The 23,071-nt window shown below is 67.3% G+C and carries 26 protein-coding genes and 1 pseudogene; 17 read left to right on the top strand and 10 right to left on the bottom strand.

Going from position 1 to position 23,071, the window contains the following annotated elements:
• Positions 1 to 87 precede the first annotated feature (87 nt).
• The 4 genes from ACW5E8_RS00135 (at position 88) to ACW5E8_RS00120 (ending at position 2,401) form a co-directional block, all read left to right on the top strand.
• Positions 88 to 261: a hypothetical protein gene (locus ACW5E8_RS00135; protein ID WP_456963482.1), complete on the top strand. Its 174-nt coding sequence runs from the start codon at positions 88 to 90 to the stop codon at positions 259 to 261.
• A 103-nt stretch (positions 262 to 364) separates the two neighbouring features.
• Positions 365 to 1,306 carry a DegV family protein gene (locus ACW5E8_RS00130; RefSeq protein ID WP_456963481.1) on the top strand — a complete coding sequence of 314 codons (942 nt, stop codon included), beginning with the start codon at positions 365 to 367 and terminating at the stop codon, positions 1,304 to 1,306.
• A gap of 68 nt (positions 1,307 to 1,374) precedes the next feature.
• A complete protein-coding gene (locus ACW5E8_RS00125) occupies positions 1,375 to 1,716 on the top strand; it encodes a hypothetical protein (RefSeq protein WP_456963479.1) in 342 nt (113 codons plus the stop codon).
• Positions 1,706 to 2,401 carry a Dph6-related ATP pyrophosphatase gene (locus ACW5E8_RS00120; protein ID WP_456963478.1) on the top strand — a complete coding sequence of 232 codons (696 nt, stop codon included), beginning with the start codon at positions 1,706 to 1,708 and terminating at the stop codon, positions 2,399 to 2,401. Before ACW5E8_RS00125 ends, ACW5E8_RS00120 begins: the two co-directional genes overlap by 11 nt.
• Positions 2,402 to 2,554: 153 nt before the next feature.
• Here the strand turns inward: ACW5E8_RS00120 and ACW5E8_RS00115 are convergent, their stop codons facing one another.
• From ACW5E8_RS00115 to ACW5E8_RS00095, 5 genes are all read right to left on the bottom strand, one after another.
• A complete protein-coding gene (locus ACW5E8_RS00115; protein ID WP_456963477.1) occupies positions 2,555 to 2,878 on the bottom strand; it encodes a putative quinol monooxygenase in 324 nt (107 codons plus the stop codon).
• Between the two features lie 213 nt (positions 2,879 to 3,091).
• A complete protein-coding gene (gene fghA, locus ACW5E8_RS00110; RefSeq protein WP_456963476.1) occupies positions 3,092 to 3,925 on the bottom strand; it encodes an S-formylglutathione hydrolase in 834 nt (277 codons plus the stop codon).
• Positions 3,926 to 3,974: 49 nt separating this feature from the next.
• The gene (locus ACW5E8_RS00105) at positions 3,975 to 4,661 is read right to left on the bottom strand and encodes an NAD(P)H-binding protein (RefSeq protein WP_456963475.1); all 687 of its coding nucleotides are present in this window, start codon (positions 4,659 to 4,661) and stop codon (positions 3,975 to 3,977) included.
• Positions 4,662 to 4,671: 10 nt separating this feature from the next.
• Entirely contained in the window at positions 4,672 to 5,781 is a 1,110-nt protein-coding gene (locus ACW5E8_RS00100; RefSeq protein ID WP_456963474.1) for an S-(hydroxymethyl)glutathione dehydrogenase/class III alcohol dehydrogenase, read from the bottom strand.
• A gap of 72 nt (positions 5,782 to 5,853) precedes the next feature.
• Entirely contained in the window at positions 5,854 to 6,129 is a 276-nt protein-coding gene (locus ACW5E8_RS00095) for a metal/formaldehyde-sensitive transcriptional repressor (protein WP_456965194.1), read from the bottom strand.
• Between the two features lie 235 nt (positions 6,130 to 6,364).
• Here ACW5E8_RS00095 and ACW5E8_RS00090 point away from each other — a divergent pair, with 235 nt between their 5' ends.
• Positions 6,365 to 7,159, top strand: coding sequence for an alpha/beta hydrolase (locus ACW5E8_RS00090; protein ID WP_456963473.1), 795 nt, complete (start codon positions 6,365 to 6,367; stop codon positions 7,157 to 7,159).
• A 139-nt stretch (positions 7,160 to 7,298) separates the two neighbouring features.
• On the top strand, positions 7,299 to 7,871 hold the full coding sequence (locus ACW5E8_RS00085) for an NADPH-dependent FMN reductase (protein ID WP_456963472.1): 573 nt from the start codon (positions 7,299 to 7,301) through the stop codon (positions 7,869 to 7,871).
• A 60-nt stretch (positions 7,872 to 7,931) separates the two neighbouring features.
• Here ACW5E8_RS00085 and ACW5E8_RS00080 read toward each other — a convergent pair whose 3' ends face one another.
• From ACW5E8_RS00080 to ppc, 3 genes are all read right to left on the bottom strand, one after another.
• Positions 7,932 to 8,267 carry a carboxymuconolactone decarboxylase family protein gene (locus ACW5E8_RS00080; RefSeq protein WP_456963471.1) on the bottom strand — a complete coding sequence of 112 codons (336 nt, stop codon included), beginning with the start codon at positions 8,265 to 8,267 and terminating at the stop codon, positions 7,932 to 7,934.
• A 120-nt stretch (positions 8,268 to 8,387) separates the two neighbouring features.
• A complete protein-coding gene (locus tag ACW5E8_RS00075; RefSeq protein WP_456963470.1) occupies positions 8,388 to 9,026 on the bottom strand; it encodes a glutathione S-transferase family protein in 639 nt (212 codons plus the stop codon).
• Positions 9,027 to 9,111: 85 nt separating this feature from the next.
• The gene (ppc, locus tag ACW5E8_RS00070) at positions 9,112 to 11,931 is read right to left on the bottom strand and encodes a phosphoenolpyruvate carboxylase (RefSeq protein ID WP_456963469.1); all 2,820 of its coding nucleotides are present in this window, start codon (positions 11,929 to 11,931) and stop codon (positions 9,112 to 9,114) included.
• Positions 11,932 to 12,009: 78 nt separating this feature from the next.
• On the opposite strand from ppc, the gene ACW5E8_RS00065 reads away from it, so the two are divergent.
• Complete coding sequence (locus tag ACW5E8_RS00065) at positions 12,010 to 13,005, top strand: hypothetical protein (protein ID WP_456963468.1); 996 nt, start codon at positions 12,010 to 12,012, stop codon at positions 13,003 to 13,005.
• 5 nt (positions 13,006 to 13,010) lie between these two features.
• Here ACW5E8_RS00065 and ACW5E8_RS00060 read toward each other — a convergent pair whose 3' ends face one another.
• A complete protein-coding gene (locus ACW5E8_RS00060; protein WP_456963467.1) occupies positions 13,011 to 14,375 on the bottom strand; it encodes a glutamate--cysteine ligase in 1,365 nt (454 codons plus the stop codon).
• 184 nt (positions 14,376 to 14,559) lie between these two features.
• Entirely contained in the window at positions 14,560 to 15,174 is a 615-nt protein-coding gene (yihA, locus tag ACW5E8_RS00055; protein WP_456963466.1) for a ribosome biogenesis GTP-binding protein YihA/YsxC, read from the bottom strand.
• A 126-nt stretch (positions 15,175 to 15,300) separates the two neighbouring features.
• Here yihA and ACW5E8_RS00050 point away from each other — a divergent pair.
• The 10 genes and pseudogenes from ACW5E8_RS00050 to ACW5E8_RS00005 all read left to right on the top strand — a co-directional run.
• Positions 15,301 to 16,074: pseudogene (locus ACW5E8_RS00050) on the top strand (c-type cytochrome); the annotation flags it as partial.
• 302 nt (positions 16,075 to 16,376) lie between these two features.
• A complete protein-coding gene (locus ACW5E8_RS00045) occupies positions 16,377 to 17,063 on the top strand; it encodes a thiol:disulfide interchange protein DsbA/DsbL (RefSeq protein ID WP_456963465.1) in 687 nt (228 codons plus the stop codon).
• Complete coding sequence (locus ACW5E8_RS00040) at positions 17,060 to 17,920, top strand: thiol:disulfide interchange protein DsbA/DsbL (protein ID WP_456963464.1); 861 nt, start codon at positions 17,060 to 17,062, stop codon at positions 17,918 to 17,920. Before ACW5E8_RS00045 ends, ACW5E8_RS00040 begins: the two co-directional genes overlap by 4 nt.
• A gap of 85 nt (positions 17,921 to 18,005) precedes the next feature.
• Complete coding sequence (locus ACW5E8_RS00035; protein WP_456965193.1) at positions 18,006 to 18,746, top strand: endonuclease/exonuclease/phosphatase family protein; 741 nt, start codon at positions 18,006 to 18,008, stop codon at positions 18,744 to 18,746.
• 66 nt (positions 18,747 to 18,812) lie between these two features.
• Entirely contained in the window at positions 18,813 to 19,256 is a 444-nt protein-coding gene (locus ACW5E8_RS00030) for an FKBP-type peptidyl-prolyl cis-trans isomerase (protein ID WP_456963463.1), read from the top strand.
• A gap of 162 nt (positions 19,257 to 19,418) precedes the next feature.
• Positions 19,419 to 19,892, top strand: coding sequence for a hypothetical protein (locus ACW5E8_RS00025; RefSeq protein WP_456963462.1), 474 nt, complete (start codon positions 19,419 to 19,421; stop codon positions 19,890 to 19,892).
• A 591-nt stretch (positions 19,893 to 20,483) separates the two neighbouring features.
• On the top strand, positions 20,484 to 21,011 hold the full coding sequence (locus tag ACW5E8_RS00020; RefSeq protein ID WP_456963461.1) for a hypothetical protein: 528 nt from the start codon (positions 20,484 to 20,486) through the stop codon (positions 21,009 to 21,011).
• A 123-nt stretch (positions 21,012 to 21,134) separates the two neighbouring features.
• Complete coding sequence (locus ACW5E8_RS00015; protein ID WP_456963460.1) at positions 21,135 to 21,467, top strand: hypothetical protein; 333 nt, start codon at positions 21,135 to 21,137, stop codon at positions 21,465 to 21,467.
• A 521-nt stretch (positions 21,468 to 21,988) separates the two neighbouring features.
• Positions 21,989 to 22,438: a hypothetical protein gene (locus tag ACW5E8_RS00010; RefSeq protein WP_456963459.1), complete on the top strand. Its 450-nt coding sequence runs from the start codon at positions 21,989 to 21,991 to the stop codon at positions 22,436 to 22,438.
• Positions 22,439 to 22,508: 70 nt separating this feature from the next.
• The gene (locus ACW5E8_RS00005; RefSeq protein ID WP_456963459.1) at positions 22,509 to 22,958 is read left to right on the top strand and encodes a hypothetical protein; all 450 of its coding nucleotides are present in this window, start codon (positions 22,509 to 22,511) and stop codon (positions 22,956 to 22,958) included.
• The last annotated feature ends 113 nt before the right edge of the window (positions 22,959 to 23,071 follow it).

The raw sequence follows: 23,071 nt of genomic DNA, 5'->3' as shown, positions 1-23,071 counted from the left end.
CCACGCCCTGCGGCGGCTTTGACCGGGATCAATATCCCGACCGGCACCTCGGCCAATGATCTCCCCAGACCCTTGGGGAGACTTGCAATGCATCCAATCCTGGTTGAACTCGTTGCCCGCCCGGTGGGCTGGCTCCTGATCGGCGGCACGCTGATCATGCTCGGCATCGGCATCGGCGTGCCCCTGTTCATCCGCAGCCGCGAGCGTGCGGAGGCGGAAGACGCCAAGCGCCGGGGTGCGCCACCACCGCGCCGGCGCTGATCCTCGCCGGCTGGGCGAGCGGGCGATCACGCGGCAAGCGTGACCCCGGGCACGCTCCATGCGACGATTCCATCTGGATCGGCATTGCCAGAAGGAAAACACGATGCGCGTCGGACTTGTCGTCGACTCTGCCTGCGACCTGCCCCGGGACTTTTTCGAACGCGAAGGCGTCGAGATCATGCCGATCACGGTGCGGATCGGCGACGCCGTGCAGGCCGACCATCGCGACGAGGCCCAGACCCTCGCCTTCCTCGAATCGCATATCGCCGAACGCGGCGCCAGCGCCGAGACGATTCCCTACACGCCCGAGCAGATCCGCGATCTGTTCCTCGAGCGGCTGGTGGTGGATTACGACTACGTCTTCTGCATGACGATCACCGGCTCGCGCAGCCCGATCCACGCCAACGCGCAGAAGGCGAGCTTCCTCATCCTCAACGAGTACAAGCAGCCGCGCGCCGCGGCGGGCAACACCACGCCCTTCGCGCTGCGCGTGATCGATACCCGGAACCTGTTCTGCGCCCAGGGCATCCTGCCGGTGGAAGCCGCGCGCCTGCGCGCCGCCGGCGAACTGCCGCCGCGTATCCGCGCGCGCCTGGAGGAGCTGGCGAACCATACCTGCGGCTACCTGGTGCCGCGCGACCTGTACTACATCCGCAACCGAGCGCGCGCCAAGGGCGACCGCAGCGTCAGCCTGTTCAGCGCTGCGCTGGGGACTGCGCTGGACATCAAGCCGGTGCTGCGCTGCTTCCGCGGCGAGACCGGCCCGGTCGCCAAGGTGAAGGGCTTCGAGCCCGCAGTGGAGAAGATGTTCGACTTCGCCGCCCGCCGCGTGCGCGCCGGGCTGCTGACCCCGACCGTCACCCTCTGCTACGGCGGCCACCTCGATGAGATGCGCGCCCTGCCCGGCTACGCCCGCCTGCGCGAAGCCTGCGCCGACGAAAACGTGGACGTGTTCGAAAGCGTGATGAGCACGACGGGCATGGTGAACGTCGGCCGCGGCGCGGTGGTGGTGGGCTTCGCAGCCCCCGACCACGCGTTCGACTGAGGTCGTTACAACATCGGGTTAACGGGCGGCGGCTAAGCTTGCCGCAACGACACGCAGCGGACGACGCCATGGCCACACGCTACTTCATCGCCATCCCCGATCCCGAGGCCGCGCGCGGCGCGGGCGAGTTCGCCTTCACCGCGCACGGCGCCGAAGGCTTCGCCCGCGACCTGCAGGAGGCGCTGCAGGGCGACGCGCTGTTCGAACGCTGGCGCGCCACCCAGGACGAGCCGGACGAGGTCGACCCGCTGCTGGGCGCCACCGATCCGGCCGCAAACGTGGAGGGCATACAGCGCGAGACCCGCGTGGAACTGGTCGCGACCACCAGCCTGCGCGGCGACGTGTTCAAGCACCGCATGCGCCTGCTTGCGGGCAACGTCTGGGAGCTGCGCGACGTCCGTGCCGGCTGAGCCCGCACCGCGCCCGCACGCGCTGCTGGCCTGGAGCGGTGGCAAGGACGCAGCCTGGGCGCTGCACGCGCTGCGCGACGGCGGCGAACTCGAAGTCGTCGGGCTGCTGACCACGATCACCGAAGGTTTCGAACGGGCGTCGATGCAGGGCGTCCGCGTCGACGTGCTGCGCGCGCAGGCCGCGGCCGCAGGACTGCCATTGATCGAGTCACGGATCCCGCAAGACTGCGACAACGCCCGCTACGAAGCCGCGTTCGCCGATGCGCTGGCGGATGCGCGGGCACGCTGGCCCGGCATCGCCCATATCGCCTTCGGCGACCTGCTGCTGGCCGACGTCCGCGCCTGGCGCGAGGCGCTGTGCGAACGGCTCGGATGGGGCGCGGTCTTCCCCCTGTTCGGTCGTGAGACCGAAACGCTGGCGCGCGAAATGATCGCCGGTGGACTGCGTGCGACGCTGTGCTGCGTCGATACGCAGCAGCTCGACGCCGCCTTCGCGGGACGCGACTTCGACGCCGCGCTGCTCGACGCCCTGTCTGACGGCGTGGACTCCTGCGGCGAACGCGGCGAGTTCCACACCTGCGTGTCGGACGGCCCGATGTTCAGCGCGCCGCTCGCGCTGCAGCCCGGCGAAACCGTGCTGCGTGATGCGCGTTTCGCGTACACGGACGTCTGGCTGGCGGGCTGAGTGGGGATCAGGGCGAAAGCTTTGCCACGGATGACGCGGATCAAAAGCCCATCAAAGCAGATGGGGCGCGGAGCATCGCTGCTCCATGCCCTGTCTGCTCTTATCCGCGTGAATCCGCGGCAGAAAGCTTTCGTACTTTCCTGCAGGAATCCGCTACGCGGGGCGATGCCATTCGCCGAGGGGCACCAGGACCTGCGGCTCGCGGGGGCCTTGCAGGAGGCCTGGCAGCAGTGCTTCGTACGCGCGGCGGTAGGGCGTGTCCTGTCGCTGCAGGAAGGTCTCGACCGAGGGCTCGGCCCAGCGCTCGTACAGCGTGAACAGCGTCGGGTCCTGGGCGTCGACGTGCAGCTGGCAGGAGACGAAGGTGTCCTCCCGCGACATCTGCTCGATGATCCCCGTCACCGCCGTGCGCCATGCATCAATGCAGTCCGGCTTGACGCGCAACTTCACGTAGAAAACAAGATCCTGGTTCGCCACAGGCACTCTCCTGTCCGGGGGGTGCCCCATTCTCCCGCCACGCCGCTGACCCATGCACGTGCGCGGATCACGGTTGGAAAGAACGGACGGCAAAAGCTTTGCCACGGATGACGCGGATCAAAAACCCATCAAGGCAGATGGGCCGCCGCGCATCGCTGTTCCACGTCCTATCTGCGTTTATCCGCGTAGATCCGTGGCAAAAAAGCTCTGCCTCTACGCCGCACGCAGCGCCTTCGCATGGTGTGCGATGTGGTCGCCGATGAAGCTGGCGATGAAGTAGTAGCTGTGGTCGTAGCCGGGCTGCATGCGCAGTTCGAGTGGGTGGCCGGCGGCTTCGCAGGCGGCCTGCAGCAAGTGCGGCTTGAGCTGGCCATCCAGGAATTCGTCGGCATCGCCCTGGTCGACAAGCAGCGGCAGCTGTTCCTTCGCGGACTTCACCAGCTCGACGGCGTCGTGCTGCTTCCAGGCCTCGCGGTCGTCGCCGAGGTAGGCGCCGAAGGCCTTCTCGCCCCAGGGCACCTGGCTTGGCGCAACGATCGGGGAGAACGCCGACACGCTGCGGTAGCGGCCGGGATTCTTCAGCGCGATGGTGAGCGCGCCGTGGCCGCCCATCGAGTGGCCGCTGATCGCGCGCGCGTCGCTGGCCGAGGGATCCGCTTCCACCCATGCCGGCAGCTCGTCGACGATGTAGTCGTACATGCGGTAGTGCGCCGCCCACGGATCCTGCGTGGCGTTGACGTAGAAGCCCGCACCCTTGCCGAGGTCGTAGCCCGGCGCGTCGGCGACGTCCTCGCCGCGCGGGCTGGTGTCGGGTGCGACGATGATGATCCCGTGCTCCGCGGCATAGCGCTGCGCGCCGGCCTTGGTGATGAAGTTCTGCTCGTTGCAGGTCAGGCCCGAAAGCCAGTACAGCACCGGGCAGGGACCATCGGCCACCTGCGGCGGGAAATACACGCCGACGGTCATGTCGCAGCCAAGCACTTCGGAGCGGTGGCGGTAGACGTCCTGCCAGCCGCCGGCGCAGGCGCGGTGTTCGATACGTTCCATGGCGTTCCTCCAATAGGGTTCGTTGACGGGATGACGGCGCGGCGGCGGCTCAGCGGCGCGCCGCGCCCTGCATGTCTGCGGAGTCGAGGACCTGGCGGCCACTCGCGTCCGGAACGGCGGCGACCAGCGCCGCCGCCACATCCTCCGCGGCGATGGCGCGGATGCGCGCCGGGATCAGCGGACGCAGCCAGCGGTCCAGTCCCTCGGCCAGGCGCTCGCCGCGGCGCGCGGGCTGGCCCAGACGATCGCGATCGCCCAGCAGCAGCGCCGGCCGCGCGATCACCAGCGCATCGAGCGGCAAGGCCGACAGGGCGCCTTCCAGCTCGCCCTTCACCCGGCTGTAGAACACCCGGGACGTGGCGTTCGCGCCCATCGCGCTGACCAGTCCGATCCGCTTCGCACCGGCGTCCAGTGCGGCCCTGGCCACGGCGAGCTTGGCGTCGAAGTCGACCGCGCGGAAGGCGTCCCGGCTGCCCGCCACGCGGATGGTGGTGCCCAGCGCGAGGTAGGCCTCGTCCGCCCGCGGCAGCGCCGGCAGCTGCCCGAAGTCGACCTCGTGCAGCCGGAGCTTCGGCATGTCCAGCGCCAGCGGCCGGCGCACCAGCGCATGCACCTGCGCTACGCCGCGGTCGGCGCACAGGCGCGCGAGCAGCGCGCGCCCGACCAGCCCGCTCGCGCCGGCCACGAGCGCGACCCGTCCGCCACTGGCCCGTGCGCTGCCGCCTTCAGTGTCCATGCCTTCCCCGTCAGTAGTGGATGACGGTGCGGATCGACTTGCCTTCATGCATCAGGTCGAAGGCTTCGTTGATGCGCTCCAGCGGCAGCGTGTGGGTCACGAACGGCGCCAGCTGGATGTCGCCGCGCATCGCGTCCTCTACCATGCCCGGCAGCTGCGTGCGGCCCTTCACTCCGCCGAACGCGGTGCCCAGCCACTTGCGGCCGGTGACCAGCTGGAATGGCCGGGTGCTGATCTCCTGCCCCGCGCCGGCCACGCCGATGACCACGCTCTGGCCCCAACCGCGGTGCGCGCACTCCAGCGCCGCGCGCATCACGTTGACGTTGCCGATGCACTCGAAGCTGTGGTCCACGCCCCAGCCCGTCATCTCGACCACCATCTGCTGGATCGGCGTGTCGTGGTCCTTCGGGTTCACGCAGTCGGTGGCGCCCATCTGCGTCGCCAGTTCGAACTTCGACGGATTGGTGTCGATGGCGATGATGCGAGCGGCCTTGGCCTGCACGGCGCCCTGGATCACCGCCAGCCCGATCGCACCGAGGCCGAACACCGCGACCGTGTCGCCTTCCTGCACCTTGGCCGTGTTGTGCACCGCGCCGATGCCGGTGGTCACGCCGCAGCCGAGCAGGCAGGTGTGTTCCGGGTTCGCGTCCGGGTTCACCTTCGCCAGCGAGACCTCGGCCACCACCGTGTATTCGCTGAAGGTCGAGCAGCCCATGTAGTGGTAGACCGGCTGGCCGTTGTAGCTGAAGCGGGTGGTGCCGTCGGGCATCACGCCCTTGCCCTGGGTCGCGCGCACGGCCACACAGAGGTTGGTCTTGCCGCTCTTGCAGAACAGGCACTCGCGGCACTCGGCGGTGTACAGCGGGATCACATGGTCGCCCGACTTGACGCTGGTCACGCCCTCGCCCACTTCCACCACGATGCCCGCGCCTTCATGACCGAGCACCGCCGGGAACACGCCTTCCGGATCGTCGCCGGACAGGGTGAAGGCGTCGGTGTGGCAGAGCGCGGTGTGGGTGATCTTCACCAGCACCTCGCCCTTCTTCGGGCCCTCGAGGTCGAGTTCAACGATCTGCAGCGGCTTTCCGGCTTCGAAGGCGACGGCGGCACGGGTCTTCATGGTTTCAACTCCTGCAATGCAATGGCATGGGTGGCTGCCGCGGCGCGGCGGCGGCGCACGGGTAGGCGAGGGTCATTTCAGATAGGAACGGATCAGGCCGGTCATCTCGGTGACGCGCGCCTGCCGGTCGGCCGGATCGGCGGCGGGCTGTCCGAACTGCTCGCGCAGGTGCGACTCCAGCACTTCGCTCATCAGGCCGTTGACCGCGCCGCGGATGGCCGCGATCTGCTGCAGCACAGGCGCACAGTCGACACCGGCTTCCAACGCGCGCTCAAGGCCTTCGCACTGGCCGCGGATGCGACGGATACGCGCCAGGACCTTGCGCTTTTCTTCTGGCGAATGCGGCATCCGGATGCGCCCACTGGATAGTGGGGGGCAGTATATCACCGCGCCGGTGAGCGGCGAGGTCGCAGAGGGGCCCACGCGCGTCGGGCGTTCGATGCCCGCCATGACGACCGCGCAGCGCACGAGCGCGCTAGACTCCGGCGCAATGCACATCTGGCGGCCCCTGATAGCGTTCCTGCTCGCGGCGCTGCCGTGCGGCATGGCGATGGCACATCCGCCGTCTCCGTCGTCGGTCCCGATGGCCCCGACCGAAGCCCATGTCCCGCTCGACCACCTCCCGGCACTGAAGGGCGGCTACTTCCCGATCACCTCCCAGGCCACCGGCCGCACGCACCACATCTACGTGCGCCTGCCCGAGGATTACGACGCCACCGGCGAGCGGACCTGGCCCGTCGTCTACCTGCTCGACGGCGACAGCCTGTTCCCGCTGCTCGCGACCACCCACCTGTTCCTCGGCTACGACGAGAAGCTCCCCGAAGCCATCATCGTCGGCATCGCCTACGGCAGCTTCGATCCCGCGACCAACAAGCGCGACGTCGATTTCACCGCGCGCGGCGAGGGCACGGCGCCCGGCCAGGGCGGCGCGGAGGCGTTCCACCGTTTCCTCGCCGAGCAGCTGCTGCCCGAGGTCGAAGGGCGCTATCGCACCGATCCCGCACGCCGGGTGCTCGTGGGCCAGTCGCGCGGCGGCTATTTCGTGCTCTGGTCGGCGTTGAAGGATCCGGACCTGTTCTGGGGACGCATCGCCAGCAATCCGTCGTTGGCACCGGCGCGCGAGCAGCTGTTCGCCGCGCCCGCGCCGCACCGGCGCGATGACCTGTCGGTGGTGGTGGCCAGCGGCGCCCGCGATACCGCGGAGCGGGTGCGCAACGCCGCGGAGTGGAGCGCCGCCTGGGCCGGTCGCGATGACGCGCCATGGCAGGTGGAACTGGTCGTGCTGCCCGAGGGCACCCACGCCGCCAGCATCGGCGAGGTCTACCGGCGCGCGATGCTGTGGCTGTTCCGCGACTCGATCACACCGGCACCGCGCTGACGGATCCTGCGTCCGGCCCCGGGACGGTGGCACCGACATAACAAGTGCCCGGGCACACTGGCGCCTGCGAGACCCTTCCTCGGGTCCTGCCGCGCCGCCTGGCCTACGGGCGGTGCCCACCCACAACCCGGAGCAGCCCATGAAGACCTACAACGTCGGCTACCTGATCGGCAGCCTCGCCAAGGAATCGATCAACCGCAAGCTCGCCCAGGCGCTGTTCAAGCTGGCGCCGTCACAGCTGAGCTTCAAGGAAATCCCCTTCGGCGACCTGCCGCTCTACAGCTATGACTACGACGCCGATTACCCGGCATCGGGCAGCAACTTCAAGAAGGCCATCGAAGCGTCCGATGCGATCCTGATCGTGACGCCGGAGTACAACCGCTCCATCCCGGGCGCGCTGAAGAACGCCATCGACTGGGCCAGCCGTCCCTGGGGGACGAACTCCTTCGCGAACATTCCCTCTGGCGTAATCGGCACCTCGCCGGGCGCCATCGGCACCGCGGTAGGCCAGCAACACCTGCGCAGCATCCTCGGCTTCCTCAACTCGCCGCAGATGAACGCACCCGAGGCCTACATCCAGTTCAAGGACGGGATGCTCAACGACGCCGGCGAAATCGCGGATGCCTCGACCGCGGAGTTCCTGCGTACGTACATGAAGGAATTCCACGAGTTCATCGCGCGCGTGCTGACGGTGCTGCCGCGCGGCGCCTGAGCGAGCGGCAGCACGCCCTGGTGCAGCCGCATCGCACGTGCCGCATGCGGCGCGACACCATCAGCCGTGGGCGTCGACCGCATCCATGACCCGCGCCGAAAACACCAGCGCCGCGCCGGCATTGAGGGTGACCGCCACGCCCAGGGCTTCGGCGATTTCCTCGCGGGTGGCGCCGTGCTTGAGCGCGGCGTCAACGTGCACGGTGATGCAGCCGTCGCAGCGCGTGGTGACCGCGACTGCCAGCGCGATCAGCTCGCGCGTCTTCGCATCCAGGTGGTTGGTCTTCGCCCCGGCGCCGTCCAGCGTGGCGTAGCCGCGCACGGTGTCGGGCGAGAGCGCTCCGAATTCAGAGATGCGCTTCATCAGGTCACGGCGATAGTCGTTCCATTCGAGCATGGCGCTGTCCTCCCCGGGCTTCCCCGGCAACGTCGCCCGCCGCGGGACGGCAGGCCCGGCCCCTGTGTCCTCCTCGCACGGCCCGCTGTCAATGCCCGGGGCCTTGCCCACGGCGCGAGGCTAACCCTGCGGCGGCACCAGCGCGTCATCGTGCGCCTTGGCCCGCTGGTACGCCTCGCGGCCACGCAGCCGCTCGGCCCAGGCGGTGAACGCGGGGCGATCGGGGATCGACTTGAAGGCCAAGCCGAAATCCACCTGGCTACCGACGTACACGTCGGCGGCGCTGAAGCGATCGCCGAGCAGCCAGGGCGAAGCCGATCCCGCCGCCTGCTCCAACACGGCCATCACCTGGCCGTAGCTGCCGTAGCCGACGAACGCGGACTTCTCCGGCGGCGGCTCCAGGCCCAGCGCCTTGGCGGTCACGGCGGCCTCCACCGGTCCGGCGGCAAAGAACATCCAGCGCAGGTAAGGGCCACGCAGCGGATCGTCCAGTGCGGGCGCGAGGCCGGCCTGCGGGAAGGCATCGGCCAGGTAGGCGCAGATCGCCGCGGCCTCGGTCACCAATACGCCGCGGTGCTGCAGCGCCGGCACCTTGCCCATCGGGTTGATGGCCAGGTACTCGGGCGATTTCATGCCGGTGCCGTAGTCCTGCACGACGGCGCGGTAGTCGACGCCGAGCTCTTCCAGCATCCAGCGCACGATCCGACCGCGCGACATGGGATTGGTATGGAGGACGATGGCTTCGCTTGGCTGGGACATGGCTGCGGCTCCGGGGTGGGCCGAGCCAGTCTAACGCTGCGACGGGCGGCCAACGGGCACGCCGGCGTGCTGTCCGTCCGCCTGTCTAGCCCGTGTTCTGGATGCCCGCGGCAATGCCGTTCACGGTTGCGAACAGCGCCCGCAGCAGCTCCTCGTCCTCGCTGCCACCCTCGCGCCAGCGGCGCAGAAGCTCCACCTGCAGCAGGCTGATCGGGTCGACGTAGGGATTGCGCAGGCGGATCGACAGGCGCAGGCGGTAGTCGTGGGCCAGCAGTTCGTCTTCGCCCTTGATCGCGAGGATGGCATCGCGGGTGCGGACGAACTCCGCGGCGATGCCGGGGAAGAAGGCGTCGTGCGCGTCGCCGGCCAGGCGTGAGTAGCGCTCGAAGATGTCGAGGTCGGACTTGGCCAGCAGCATCTCGACGTCGTCGAGCATAGCGGCGAAGAACGGCCAGTCGCGCGCCATCTCGGCCATGGCGTCAAGCCCGTGCGCGGCGATGCCGGCCTCCAGCGCATGGCCCACGCCGTACCAGCCGGTCAGGCCCGAGCGGTTCTGCGACCAGGCGAACACCCATGGGATGGCGCGCAGGTTGGTGATCCCGCCATCGCGGCGACGCGAGGGGCGCGAACCGATCTGCAGCCGTTCGATCACGTCGACCGGCGTCGCGATGCGGAAGTAGGCATTGAAGCCGGGATCCTCGTGCACCAGGGCGCGATAGCAGGCACGCGAGTCGGCGGACAGACCGTCGGCGATGGCGCGCCATCCCTGCACGCGTGGCTCCGGCGGTCGCGGCCGCAGGCTCGCGCGCAGCACCGCGCCGGTCATCTGCTCGAGGTTGCGCAGTGCGAGCGCGCGGATGCCGTACTTGCGATGGATCACCTCGCCCTGCTCGGTCACGCGCAGGCGGCCGTCGACGGTGCCGCGCGGCGCGGCGATGATCGCGCGTTCGGTCTTGCCGCCGCCGCGGCTGACCGAGCCGCCGCGGCCATGGAAGAACACCAGGCGCACGCCGGCCTCGCGCGCCAGCCGCATCAGATCGACCTGCGCACGCTGCAGCGCCCAGCGTGAGGCAGCCAGGCCGCTGTCCTTCGCGCTGTCGGAATAGCCGAGCATGACGATCTGGCGATCGCCGCGGGAACGCACGTGGCGGCGGTACACCGGATCATCGAACAGTGCGCGCATCACGCCCGCCGCGGCGTCGAGGTCGTCGACGGTTTCGAACAGGGGGGCGACGTCGAGCGGCACCTGCCCGGTGCCGCCGGATGCGCCCGCGTCTTCGCGCGTGGCCGCGCCGTCGTGCTCGATGCAGCCGGCGATGCGCGCCAGCGCCAGCACCGCCAGCGCATCCGCCGCGCTGCGGCTCATGCTGACGATATAGGGGCCGAAGGCATCGGCGCCGTAGCGCGCGCGCGCGGACTTCACGGTGCGGAAGACATCAAGCGCCGGCACGGCGGCTTCGGCATCCGGCAGCGGCGGCGTCGGCGCATCGATCAGTGCGTGCAGCTGCGCGAGCCGTGCGTCCAGCGGCTGCGCGGCCCAGTCGTCGTCGCCCTGCAATGCTGCCAACGCGGCGTCGTGCGCCGCCGAATCCTGTCGCAGGTCGAGCGCGGCAAGATGGAAGCCGAAGCTGCGCACGCGCCGCAGCAGGCGTCGCAGCGCGAAGCGTCCGGCGTGCTCGCCGCGGTTGCGCGCGAGGCTGGCATCGAGCAGCTCCAGGTCGCCGCGGAAGTCGTCGACGCGGGCATACGCGGCGCCCGCCGGCCCATCCACTTCCGGGCCGTCGTGATCGGCGCCGTTCGTGGCATGTCCATTCCCGACTTCTCGAACGCCCCCAGCCGCCGTGGCCGCAAGCCGCGCCGACATCAGCTCCATCAGCTGTCGATAGGGCATGTCCGCCTGGCGCGCGCGGAGCTTCGCTGCCGCCATGGGCATCAAGGACTTGTATTGGGCCAGGCGTGCTTCCACCGCCTCGTCCACGCCGGCGCGATCGCGGGTCTGGGTCAGCACCTGGCCCAGCGCCTTCAGTTCGTCGCGATACTGGCCCAGCACCTGCGCACGCTGCGCCGCCAGCGCGGCCTCGATGGTCTCGGCGCCGACGTTGGGATTGCCGTCCATGTCGCCGCCCACCCAGGTGCCGAAGCGCAGCACGTTGGGCAGCTCGATGCGCCGTCCCCAGGCCGCCTCCACGGCGTCGGCGAAGACTTCGTAGAACGCCGGCAGCACGCGGAACAGCACGCCCAGGTAGTGCCCGATGTGGTCGACCTCGTCGGTCACGGTGGGCTTGAGCGGCGGCGCTTCCGAGGTCTGCCACGTGGTCGCCAGCGCCTGGCGGATGCGCGACTCGTCGCTGAGGCGTTCGTCGGGCGTCCGCGTGCGGTCGATGTCGGCGACCAGGCGCTCGACGATCACGCGCTCCTTGGCCAGCAGCGCGCGGCGCACGGCTTCGGTGGGATGCGCGGTGAACACCGGCTCCACCCACAGGCCGGGCAGCAGCGACTCGAGTTCATCCAGGGTCACGCCATCGGCATGCAGCGCGCCGAGCACCGCTTCCAGTCCGCCGGGCTGCGGGCCTTCATCGCTGCGCTGGTGGTCGCGCCGGCGGCGGATGCGATGCACGCGCTCGGCCAGGTTGATCGCGCCGAACCACGCCGAGAACGCACGCACCAGCGCGTCGGCATTGGCGGGCGACACCTGCGCCAGCTCGCCGGCCAGTGCGTCGACCGGCGCGCCGTTCTCGCGCCGCGCGATCGCCGCGCGTCGCACGGCCTCGACCTGGTCCAGCAGCGCCGGCGACACCTGTTCGGCGAGCATGTCGCCCACCATCGCGCCCAGTCGGCGCACGTCATCGCGCAACAGCGCGTCGGATTCAACGAAGTCGAGCTGGTCGCGGAGCGGATTGGCCATGGCCCTACGCTAACGCACCAGGCATTGCATCCGTGCGATATGCTCCGCGCCGGGGACACAGGTGATGGGGGAAGCCCGATGAAACCGCAATGGATCGGCCTGATCGCCGGCATGCTCATTCCGCTGGCCGGCCTGGCCGCGGAGGATCCGGTCGAAGCCATCGTGGCCGCAGACGCGGCGAACCCGGTCGAGGCCGTCGCCGGCGCCATCTGCGAGCGCGAGTACCAGGCGCTGCCATACGGCACCATCCTGGACCTGCTTGATCCCGAGGCGCCGGCCGAACGCCGGGCCAGCGCGCTCGAGACCTACGAGCGACTGGCGACCATCAAGGAATGCCCCGAATTCGCATACACGCTGGGCCAGCTGTACCGCCACGGCCACGACCTGCCCGGCAATCCGCTGGCGCAGGACGTGCCCCGCGCGCGGGAGCTGATCCGGCCGATGGCCGAGGAGGCCGGCTACATCGGTGCCTTCGCGGACCTGGCGGAAATGGAGATGCGCCACGCGAACGCGCGCGAAGCCATGCTCTGGACGCAGGTCTACCTCTACTTGGTGCAGGAGGTGATGCTCGAAGGCGCCGACGCCGCCGAGCGCCACTACCAGCGTTCGGCCTACAACGGCAACCTGCTGACCCGCGTCGAACTCATCTGGAACTGGTCCAAGCCGTCGCTTCCGCGCAAGCTGAAGCGCGAGGACTTCCACGCCTACCTGGCCACGCAGCCGCACCTCCTCCAGCGCGTGCGCGCCAACGGGAAGGGTTCAACGCACCGGCGCGCCTCCGCCCAGAACATCGGGGTCACGACGACGAACGATCCCGGGAAATGCTACGTCCGCGACCTCGACCGCCTCGGAGCGGCCTCGGCGGCGTGGATCGTCGAGGTGCTGCCCACGGGCGAGACGGGCCGCATCGTGCTCGAGAACTTCGTGCCCAACGCCAGCATCGCGCACGAAATCAGGAAATGCCTGCAGCAGTACGCGTTCGCCCCCCACGGCGGCACCGTGCCGGTCACCTTCCGCTTTTCGTCCGTCATGGGTTCCCGCGAAGGCGCATCCATCAACCGCCGCCGCCGCTGACGCGGTCAGTACGCGAACTCGCGGAACACGCGGTCGATGTCGCCGCCCCACTCGCCGTGGTACAGCGCGAGCTTGCGTTCGGCCGGGGTTTCGTTGGCCTGGGCGAATTCGATCAGCGGATCGAGGAAGAAGCGCTCGTCCTGGCCCTGGTCGTTGCGACGGTCGCGGCGCGCGAGGCCCGCGGCTGAAATCTCCAGCGCGCGCAGCGCCAGGTCGCGCACGGTGCCGCCGCGGAAGGGCAGCTTCAGCGCCTGCTTCGGCACGCCGTCGCGCAGGGCGTGGCGCTCTTCCAGGCTGAAATCCTTCACCAGGTCCCAAGCGGCATCCAGCGCCGCGTCGTCATAGAGCAGGCCGACCCAGAACGCGGGCAGTGCGCAGATGCGGTTCCACGGGCCGCTGTCGGCGCCGCGCATTTCCAGGAAGCGCTTCAGGCGCACCTCCGGGAAGGAGGTCGTCATGTGGTCGGTCCAGTCGCGCATGGTGGGCAGCTGGCCGGGCAGCACCGGCAGCCGGCCCTGCATGAAATCGCGGAAGGACTGCCCGCTGGCGTCGTGGTACACGCCGTCGCGGTAGCTGAAGTACATCGGCACGTCGAGCAGGTAGTCGACGTAGCGCTCGAAGCCGAAGCCGTCCTCGAACACGAAGTCGAGCATGCCGGTGCGGTCGGGATCGGTGTCGGTCCAGATGTGCGAGCGGTAGCTGAGGTAGCCGTTGGGCTTGCCCTCGGTGAAGGGCGAGTCCGCGAACAGCGCGGTCGCGACCGGCTGCAGCGCCAGCGACACGCGGAACATCTTCGCCATCTGCGCTTCGCTGGAAAAATCGAGGTTGACCTGCACCGTGCAGGTGCGCGTCATCATGTCCAGGCCCAGGTTGCCGACCTTGGGCATGTAGGCGCGCATGATCCTGTAGCGGTCCTTGGGCATCCACGACATGTCAGCGCGGGTCCACTTCGGCTGGAAGCCCATGCCCAGGAAGCCCAGGCGCAGCTCGTCGGCCACCGCCTTGACCTCGAACAGGTGGCTGCCCACTTCGCGGCAGGTGTCGTGGATGGTTTCCAGCGGCGCGCCGGACAGTTCCAGCTGCCCCGCGGGCTCGAGCGTGACCGAGGCGCCATCCTTCAGCAGCGCGACCACTTGGCCGTGCTCCTCCACGCGCTCCCAGCCGTAGCGGGTCAGGCCGTCGAGCAGCACGCCGATGCCGCGATCACCTTCATACGACGGCGGGCGCAGGTCGTCCAGGCGGAAGCCGAACTTCTCGTGCTCGGTGCCGATCCGCCAGTCGGCCGGCGGCTTGCAGCCATCGGCGAGGTAGGCGACGAGTTCGTCGCGCGAACGGATCGGAGCGTCGGGGGAGGTGCTGGGGTTGGACACGGGGCGGACTCGTCGACGCAGGTTGCAAGGCCGCCGGTCACGGTCCGGCGCGGAAGCCGCCACTATATCCCGTGACACCCGCGCAGCCGGCCACGCCACCGGATTGCAGCGTCGCCGTCATCGGCGCAATCGGTGCCGGCGGCTCGCGGGAAACGTGCGATGCGCAGGGGCCCATGGCCCACGCTCAGTTGGCCGGGATCTCCAGCCAGCTGCAGATCACCGCGCGCGCCTCTTCCACGCCGAGCTTGGACTCGCCCGAGAAGGCCTGCACGCTCACCGTGTCGCCATAGGACTGGGCCAGGTCGCGCCGCACCGCCTGCACCGCATTGCCCACCGCGCTGCGCGACAGCTTGTCGGCCTTGGTGAGCAGGGCGTGCGCCGGCAGGCCGCGCTCCACCGTGTAATTGAGCATGTGGCGGTCGTAATCCTTCAGCGGATGGCGGATGTCCATCACCACCACCAGCCCGCGCAGCGCGAGACGGGTGCGGAAGTAGGTGTCGAGGAAGGCCTGCCAGTGCTCGCGGAGGTCGTGCGGGACCTTCGCGTAGCCGTAGCCGGGCAGGTCGACCAGGAAGCGGTCGGGATGCTGCGGCATCTCGAAATAGACCAGCTGCTGGGTCCGTCCGGGGGTTTTCGACACCCGCGCCAGCGCATTCTGCTGGCACAGGGCATTGAGCGCGCTGGATTTTCCGGCGTTGGAGCGGCCCGCAAGGGCCACCTCGAAACCGCCATCGGGAGGCAGCTGGCGGGGAAGATGCGCCGCCAGCATGTACTGGGCGCGAGCAAGGGGATTGGCCATGGCGTACAGGATCGCACGGAACGCGCGCGGGGCCGGTTTGACCGTGCCGAGCCGGCGACCGGATAATGCGAGACCTTGCGACCGTGCCCACAGGGCGCGGTGCCCAGATCCTCGGAGTCCAGCCAGATGCGTCACGCCCGCAGCTACCTCCTCGCCGGTTTCGCCGCCCTGGCGGTCGGAGCCGTCGCCTTCGCCCAGACCACGGTCGCCCCGCTGGAGGAGGCCGAGCCGGTCGAGACCCTGCCGCTGGAGGCGGTCGACGCGCTGGCGCAGCTCGCCACCACGGTGCCGGGCAACGCCCAGAACGGCGCCACCCTGGCCGCCGTCTGCGCGGCCTGCCACGGCGTGGACGGCAACAGCACGATCCCCGAGATCTATCCCGACATCGCCGGCCAGAGCGAGAAGTACATGGCCCGCCAGCTGGCGCTGTTCAAGAGCGGCGAGCGCGCGAACGCGATCATGCAGCCCTTCGCCTCGATGCTGTCGCCGCAGGACATGCGCGACGTCGGCGCGCACTACGCCGCGCAGTCGGCCGGGGCGGGCATCGCCGACGACACCGTGGTCGCGGAAGGTGACTACGAGGGCCTGAAGTTCTACGAGATCGGCCAGCAGCTGTTCCGCCGCGGTGATTTCGAGCGCGGCATCCCCGCCTGCATGGCCTGCCATGGCCCGTCGGGCGCCGGCAACCCCGGCCCGGCCTACCCGCACGTCGGCGGCCAGGAGTCCTGGTACACCGCGCGCCGGCTCGAGGAATACCGCGCCGGCACCAGCACCGAACGCGACACCGGCATGTTCGAGATCATGGCCGCGATCGCCGCCGAGCTGACCGACGAAGAGATCGGCGCCCTGTCGAGCTACATGCAGGGCCTGCACACGCGTCCCGACGCCGCCACACTGGCCGCGATAGCGAAGCTGCCGGCCACGCCTGCACCTGCACCTGCGCCTGAAGCCGCCGTCGACGCGACCGCGCCGGCAGCCGAAGGCGCCGAGGGTGGCGAGCCCGCCGCCCGCGATTCCCCCGAGCCCGCCGCGAACGCCGAGCCGGCCGAAGCGGACGCGGACGCGGACGCGGACGCAGGAAACGAGCTCCAGACTCCATGACGGCTGCCCGACCCCCGCGGGTCGACGGCATTCACAATGCGTGAATCGCAGCGCCGGCCAGATCCCTGTGCCGGCGCTTTTTTGTTCGAGGACCGAAACCGATGACCCAGCGCCTGCCCGCCGCCCTGCTCGCCCTCGCGTTCGCAGCGTGCGCGCTGCTTGCCACGGGACTGGCCAGCGCCGATGACGGCCTGGTGGAAGGACGCGACTTCGTCACCATCGCCGGCGGCCAGCCGCTGTCCGCCGAGCCAGGCAAGGTCGAAGTGGTCGAGGTGTTCGCGTACTGGTGCCACGTCTGCAACGACTTCCAGCCACAGCTTTCGGCCTGGGAGCGCAAGCTGCCCGCCGACGTCGCCTTCCGCTACCTGCCCGCCGCGTTCACGCACGCCGACCCCTATGCCCGCGCATACTTCGCCGCGGAGTCGCTGGGCGCGCTGGCACGCACGCATGAACCCACCTATCGCGCCATCCACACGGAGCAGTCGCTGCCGTCGCGCGGCGCCTCGGCGGGCGAAGTCGCCACGCTCTATGCGGGCTTCGGCCTCGAGCCTGCCGCGGTCGCCCGGGCGATGCGTTCGCCCGAAGTCGACGCGCACATGGAGTCCGCGCGCGCGTTCATCGTGGCTGCCGGCATTCAGGGCACACCGTCGATCATCGTCAACGGCCGCTACCGCGTGATCGGCCGCAGCCTTGGCGACATGCTCCGCATCACCGACCTGCTGGTCGCGCGCGAACGCGCCACCCAGGCCACTCCCCACGCTTCCGCACCTCACGAGTCCAAGCCATGACCAAACGCCTGCTGTTCGTTCCCCTGATGCTGAGCCTGCTGCTCGTCGCCTGTGGCGGCGACTCGACGCCTGCAGACGCCGCGGCCCCCGCCCCGCAGACCGAAGCCACTGCGCCGCCTGCCGACGCCGCGATCGCCGACGAGCCCGCGGCCGACGGCACCGCAACCGACGCCGCGCAGCCCGCCGACGCCGCGGCCGAAGGCGAGCCCGCAGCGGCCGCCCAGGATCCCGCGGCCGAAGCCGCCGTGGCCGCGGCCAGCCAGGCCGCCCAGCAGGGTCCGGCCCTGGTCCCGGGCACCGACTACGTCGAGATCCCCGGCGGCCAGCCCTTCGCTCCGCTGGAGGGCAAGGTGGAAGTGGTGGAAGTGTTCGCCTACTCCTGCGGCCACTGCGCGGCGTTCGATCCGCTGGTGGCGGCCTGGAAGCGCCGCCTGCCCGCCGACGTGCGCTTCACCATGCTGCCGGCCGTGTTCTACGAGCAGGACAACTTCCCGAAGGCCTTCTTCGCCGCCGAGTCCGTGGGCGTGCTCGACCGCGTGCACACGCCGCTGTTCAACGCCATGCACATCGAGCGCAGCCTGCGCCCGAACGCCAGCGCCGACGACATCATCGCCTTCATGGGCAAGCACGGCGCCGACGCCGGCCAGCTGCGCGGCACCATCGACAGCTTCGCGGTGAACGCCAAGATCGCGCGCACCAAGCAGTTCATCGTGCGCAGCGGCATCGACGCCACCCCCACCGTGGTGGTGAACGGCAAATACAAGGTGCGCGGCCGCAGCCTGGACGACATCCTGCGCATCACCGACCAGCTCGTCGCGCGCGAGCGCGCAGCCGCCCAGGCCGGTGGCTCGAACTGACGACAGCACCGCGGCGCAGGCGAACATGCCTGCGCCCGACCCTGCGCCGGCTGTCGACACCGACACCGCGACGCAGCGGCTGAAGCTGCTCAGCGCCAACATCCAGGCCGGCTCCAGCACCCGCCGCTACAGCGACTACGCGACCCGCAGCTGGTCGCACGTGCTGCCCGCCGGCAACAAGCGCGGCATGCTCGACGCCATCGCCAAGCTGGCCGGCCGCCACGACATCGTCGGCCTGCAGGAGGCCGACCCCGGCAGCTGGCGCTCCGGCTTCACCAACCAGACCCACTACCTGGCCGAGCGCGGCGGCTTCGATTACTGGACCCACCAGCCCAACCGCCGCGTGGGCCAGTTCGCCTCCAGCGCCAACGGCCTGCTGAGCAAGTTCGAACCGCTCGACATCGCCGTGCACGCACTGCCCGGCCGCATCTCGGGCCGCGGCGTGCTGGTCGCGCGCTTCGGCACGGGCGACGAAGGCCTGACCATCGCCGTGGCCCACCTCTCGCTGGGCGCGCAGTCGCGCGCCTCGCAGCTGTCCTTCATCGGCGAACTGCTGTCCGACACCCCACACGCCGTGTTGATGGGTGATTTCAACTGCACCGTCGACCGGCCCGAAATGCAGGCCCTGTTCCGGCAGACGCGCCTGGAACCACCGTCGTGCATGGTGCACACCTTCCCCAGCTGGAAGCCGCAGAAGGCGATCGACCACATCCTGGTCAGTGACACGCTGGGATGCCGCGACATGCAGGCCTTCCCGGCGGCGTTCTCGGATCACCTGGCGCTGTCGGTGGACCTGGAAGTACCGGACGTGGCGCTCAAGCGCTGATCGGCCACTGACCCACGGCGAGGCCGTGGGCTACCCTACCGGCCCCGCCCAATGGAGCCGTTCCCGATGCCTGCACGCCGCCTTCGCCATGCCGCCCTCTTCCTGACCGTGGCCCTGGCCACCGGCTGCAGCCAGCCGCTGCCCTATACCGGCGGTGATGTGGCCGAACTGCAGCGCGTCGACGTGCAGGTGGGCGAAGGTCGGCAGGCGGCCGCCGGCGACGAAGTCAGCGTGCACTACACCGGCTGGCTCTACGACGAGGCCGCTGCCGACAAGCGCGGCATCAAGTTCGACAGCTCGCTCGACCGCGGCCAGCCGTTCGTTTTCATGCTGGGCGCGGGCCGCGTGATCCGCGGCTGGGACGAGGGCGTGGCCGGCATGCGCGTGGGTGGCAAGCGCGAACTGCTGATTCCGGCGGATCTTGGCTACGGCGCGAAGGGCGCGGGCAAGGTGATTCCACCGGGGGCTTCGCTGGTGTTCGAGGTGGAGCTGCTGGATGTGCGGGAGTAGGACGAAGGCTTCATGCAGCTGATGTGCGGCAGGCGTGGAGCCGGTGCATACCGGCGAAAACAGGGCGGTACTCGTTACCGCCTCATTTTTGCGCTCTAATCGGGGCTATACCGCCTCAAAAGTGAGGCTTACTTAGCGTTAGGCGCCAGGGGAGGCGTTCCGGTGAGCCAAAACTTTGAGCAAGCTATGGAGCCTGTGACACGCGGCATTTCTGAGAACTATCTTGGTCAGATGCGCAGCGCAGCAATCGGCGGCGGCAGCTTTTCAGCCGCCATAGTTCTGGTGCTACTGCAGGTTGGCCTCTCCAGCATCCCGCTTCGCATTTCCTTCTACGCCGCCGCACTCGGCATACCGGTTTGGATCGTCGTGTGGCAATACGTACAGCCCTATCTTCTTTACGGTCCTGTCTCATACAGCCACTTCCGCAAGGCTCGTAGCATCGGCGTAGCTGCGATTCTCGCGGTGATCGGCCTGGTTTCACTCACCGTGAGCTTTACATCACTTCTGTGGTACGTGTCACTCTGCGTGGCGATAGTATTTGCCTTACTCAGCGTGGTTGCCGTTGTTCTCATTCTTGCGCATGGCCAGTCAGTACTCGCTGCTGTCAAACGGGCAGATGATCGGCCAGGCGCCTAACAATTCATTCAAGCCGAACCCGCTTCGCGGGTCGGTTTAATTCAGGCGTTAGGCCCTTGATGGAAGTTCAACGTGGTCACTAGAACCGGAGCAACTGTCTCGGGGTTGCTAGCTGCAGTCGCGCTAGTTGGGTGCCAGGTTCAGCCCCAACTCGTATCGGCTCAGGCACGGCAGAGTGGCGATGCAGTGATCGTTGAAGTAGCTATTCCGGCAAGAGACGCAGCCAAGATCAAGAGCCGAGAGCTGTACACGTATGTAAGGGTCGGAGACTGCTCGAGAATGGAAGATGGGTACCCTGCGGAGGCTTATGTGGACGGGACAGCCGTTTCAAAATTCTCCTTCGGAACAGAAGGAACGATCGTAAAAGTATCGGGCGACATTCCGGCTCATATCCTCGAGAGGTACCAGGCTCCCTGCGCTGCGCTCGAGGGTGGCGGGTACTTCACCGGCACCTTGGTGTCGGTTCCTATATCCATCAAGATGGGCCCAGGCCGTTAGCGGCGGCGGGCCTAACAATTCATTCAAGCCGACGCCGCTTCGCGGCGCGGCTTAATTCAGGCGTTAGGCGCGCGCCAGGCCATGGAGGCTCACTTGAAGAGCTCTGCAAAGTGCTTCAGAACAATCGCCGCCGCTGCTCTGATAGTCGTGCTTGTTGCAGGCTGTAAGACTAGCCCTGCCGTTGGAATGCAGATGGTGCTTCCTCCCATGGCGGAAGTCATGGATGTTCCGAAGGACAAGACCTTTCTTATGGCTTCCCCGGTGACGCAGCCTTTGCCAGCGTATCCTTCTGGGGTCCAACGCGGTGCAAGTGCGCGCGTATGCATAGAGTTTGTGATTGACGAGAATGGTGCTGTTGCTTCCACAACTCCTCTCTATGGCCTTCCCGAGTGTCCCGCGCCAAAGGAAGAGCTAGATCCACAATTTATTGGCTCTGCCGTAGAGGCAGCGATCCGGTGGCAGTTCTTGGCGGCAGCGATATGTACCTTCCCGGAAGGGGTTGAGGCCATGGATGATTGCTCCGGCGACGAAGTGGTAGTGACTACTGTTGCAATAAAGATTGCTTACGTGTTTACGTTCCAGAGTGGTGGGCGCGTCACTGCTGCAGCAAGGCGCGCCTAACAATGCGTTCAAGCCGACACCGCATCGGGGCGCAAACCACATGGCAGGTACAGCTTGCCATGTGCTTCACGCCCCGCTGCGGCGCGGCTTAACTTAGGCGTTAGGCCGCAGACAAGGTCTTCTATGAACCCTCAAACGCTCTCAATCGCACTCGCGCCGATTCTCTTCGGCATGGTCATTGTGTGGTTCGTGCTCATCAAGCTTCTATTCAATCGGCTTGAGCGGGCACATCCACAGAAGTACGAGGCAATGGGCAGGCCGTCTCTCTTTCTGCGCAATAGCATTGCCGGCGGCTGGGCTACGCTCAAATTCCTAGTTGCACGAGAGCACAAGGCGCTCAATGACGGCCACTTGTCCAGGTTGTCCGATGCCATGCTGGTCTTCTTCGCAATCTATCTCTTCTTGTTCTTTGGCCTATTCTTCGTCGTCGCGGGTCAAGCACCCACTGCGGCCTAACAATTCATTCAAGCCGACGCCGCTTCGCGGCGCGGCTTAATTCAGGCGTTAGGCCGCATGAAACAGTTCAACGCAGATTGGCCTGATGACGCAGATGGCGGAGTGTTCCGCAATCTCGCAGCCGACAACTTCGACTTCTCGGTGCAGCACTCTGTTGACTAAAACGTCGACTTTGAGAGCTGGCCACCTCCAGCAGAGGCACTTGATTGGCTTCTGACCCACTACGGTGAGCTCGGGCTCTACCCACCCAATGAGGACATGAACGGCTATGTCCAGTTCCAGATACTGGGCCGACTCACCTACGAGGGCGTCACGTCCACCCAGCGCCGCGTCAGCGTGGCCATGGAGCCATCCGGCGGAGTTTGTGAGTCGTGGGGCGTCATGCACAATGCGGCCTAACAATGCGTTCAAGCCGAACCCGCTTCGTTACGCGGCCCAGGCGGCAGGTAAATCTTGCCACCTGGTCCACTCCACTGCGCGGGTCGGCTTAACTTAGGCGTTAGGCCCCTGTGGAGAGTTTCATGAGATTTCAAACAATCCCTCTCTTACTGCTTCTCATTTTCGCCATTTTGTGCAGCTCGGTTCGCGCGAAAGAGCTTGGAATTGACATAGAGGCCGCCGTTACTCGCTACTCCGAGCTCGAGCTAACCGAGCATCAGACCGCTATCCTTGATGAGGCAACTAAATTATCAGCAGCCTCGCGTGTCTTTTATGGCTTGTTTAATCGCTGGCCAAAAGACATACAGGAACTGTCAGATCGGACTACTGGAATTGATTTCACCGTCTTCGACGGAAAGATCTCGATTGACGCTACAACAGACGGGCTGGTCATAACTGTCTTTGATAGCAAAGATGTCCGTAAATTGCTTGCCACGGAAAGTTCGCCTTTATCTGAACTCAAAGAACTCGCTGAAAGTCCTGACTTTAAGATTCGCGTTAGTTTGCGCCGTGAGCCGTCGGACGGGGCCTAACAATTCATTCAAGCCGACGCCGCTTCGCGGCGCGGCTTAATTCAGGCGTTAGGCCCCTGTGGAGAGTTTCATGAGATTTCAAACAATCCCTCTCTTACTGCTTCTCATTTTCGCCATTTTGTGCAGCTCGGTTCGCGCGAAAGAGCTTGGAATTGACATAGAGGCCGCCGTTACTCGCTACTCCGAGCTCGAGCTAACCGAGCATCAGACCGCTATCCTTGATGAGGCAACTAAATTATCAGCAGCCTCGCGTGTCTTTTATGGCTTGTTTAATCGCTGGCCAAAAGACATACAGGAACTGTCAGATCGGACTACTGGAATTGATTTCACCGTCTTCGACGGAAAGATCTCGATTGACGCTACAACAGACGGGCTGGTCATAACTGTCTTTGATAGCAAAGATGTCCGTAAATTGCTTGCCACGGAAAGTTCGCCTTTATCTGAACTCAAAGAACTCGCTGAAAGTCCTGACTTTAAGATTCGCGTTAGTTTGCGCCGTGAGCCGTCGGACGGGGCCTAACAATTCATTCAAGCCGACGCCGCTTCGCGGCGCGGCTTAATTCAGGCGTTAGGCACTACAGGGGAAATCATGGCTACTGAAAGATCACAGCTATTCAATACTGTCGTTATAGG

The organism is Luteimonas sp. A649 (assembly GCF_054072735.1).
Note: the sequence above shows the minus strand (reverse complement) of the source record. Positions and strands in the feature narration are given on the sequence as shown.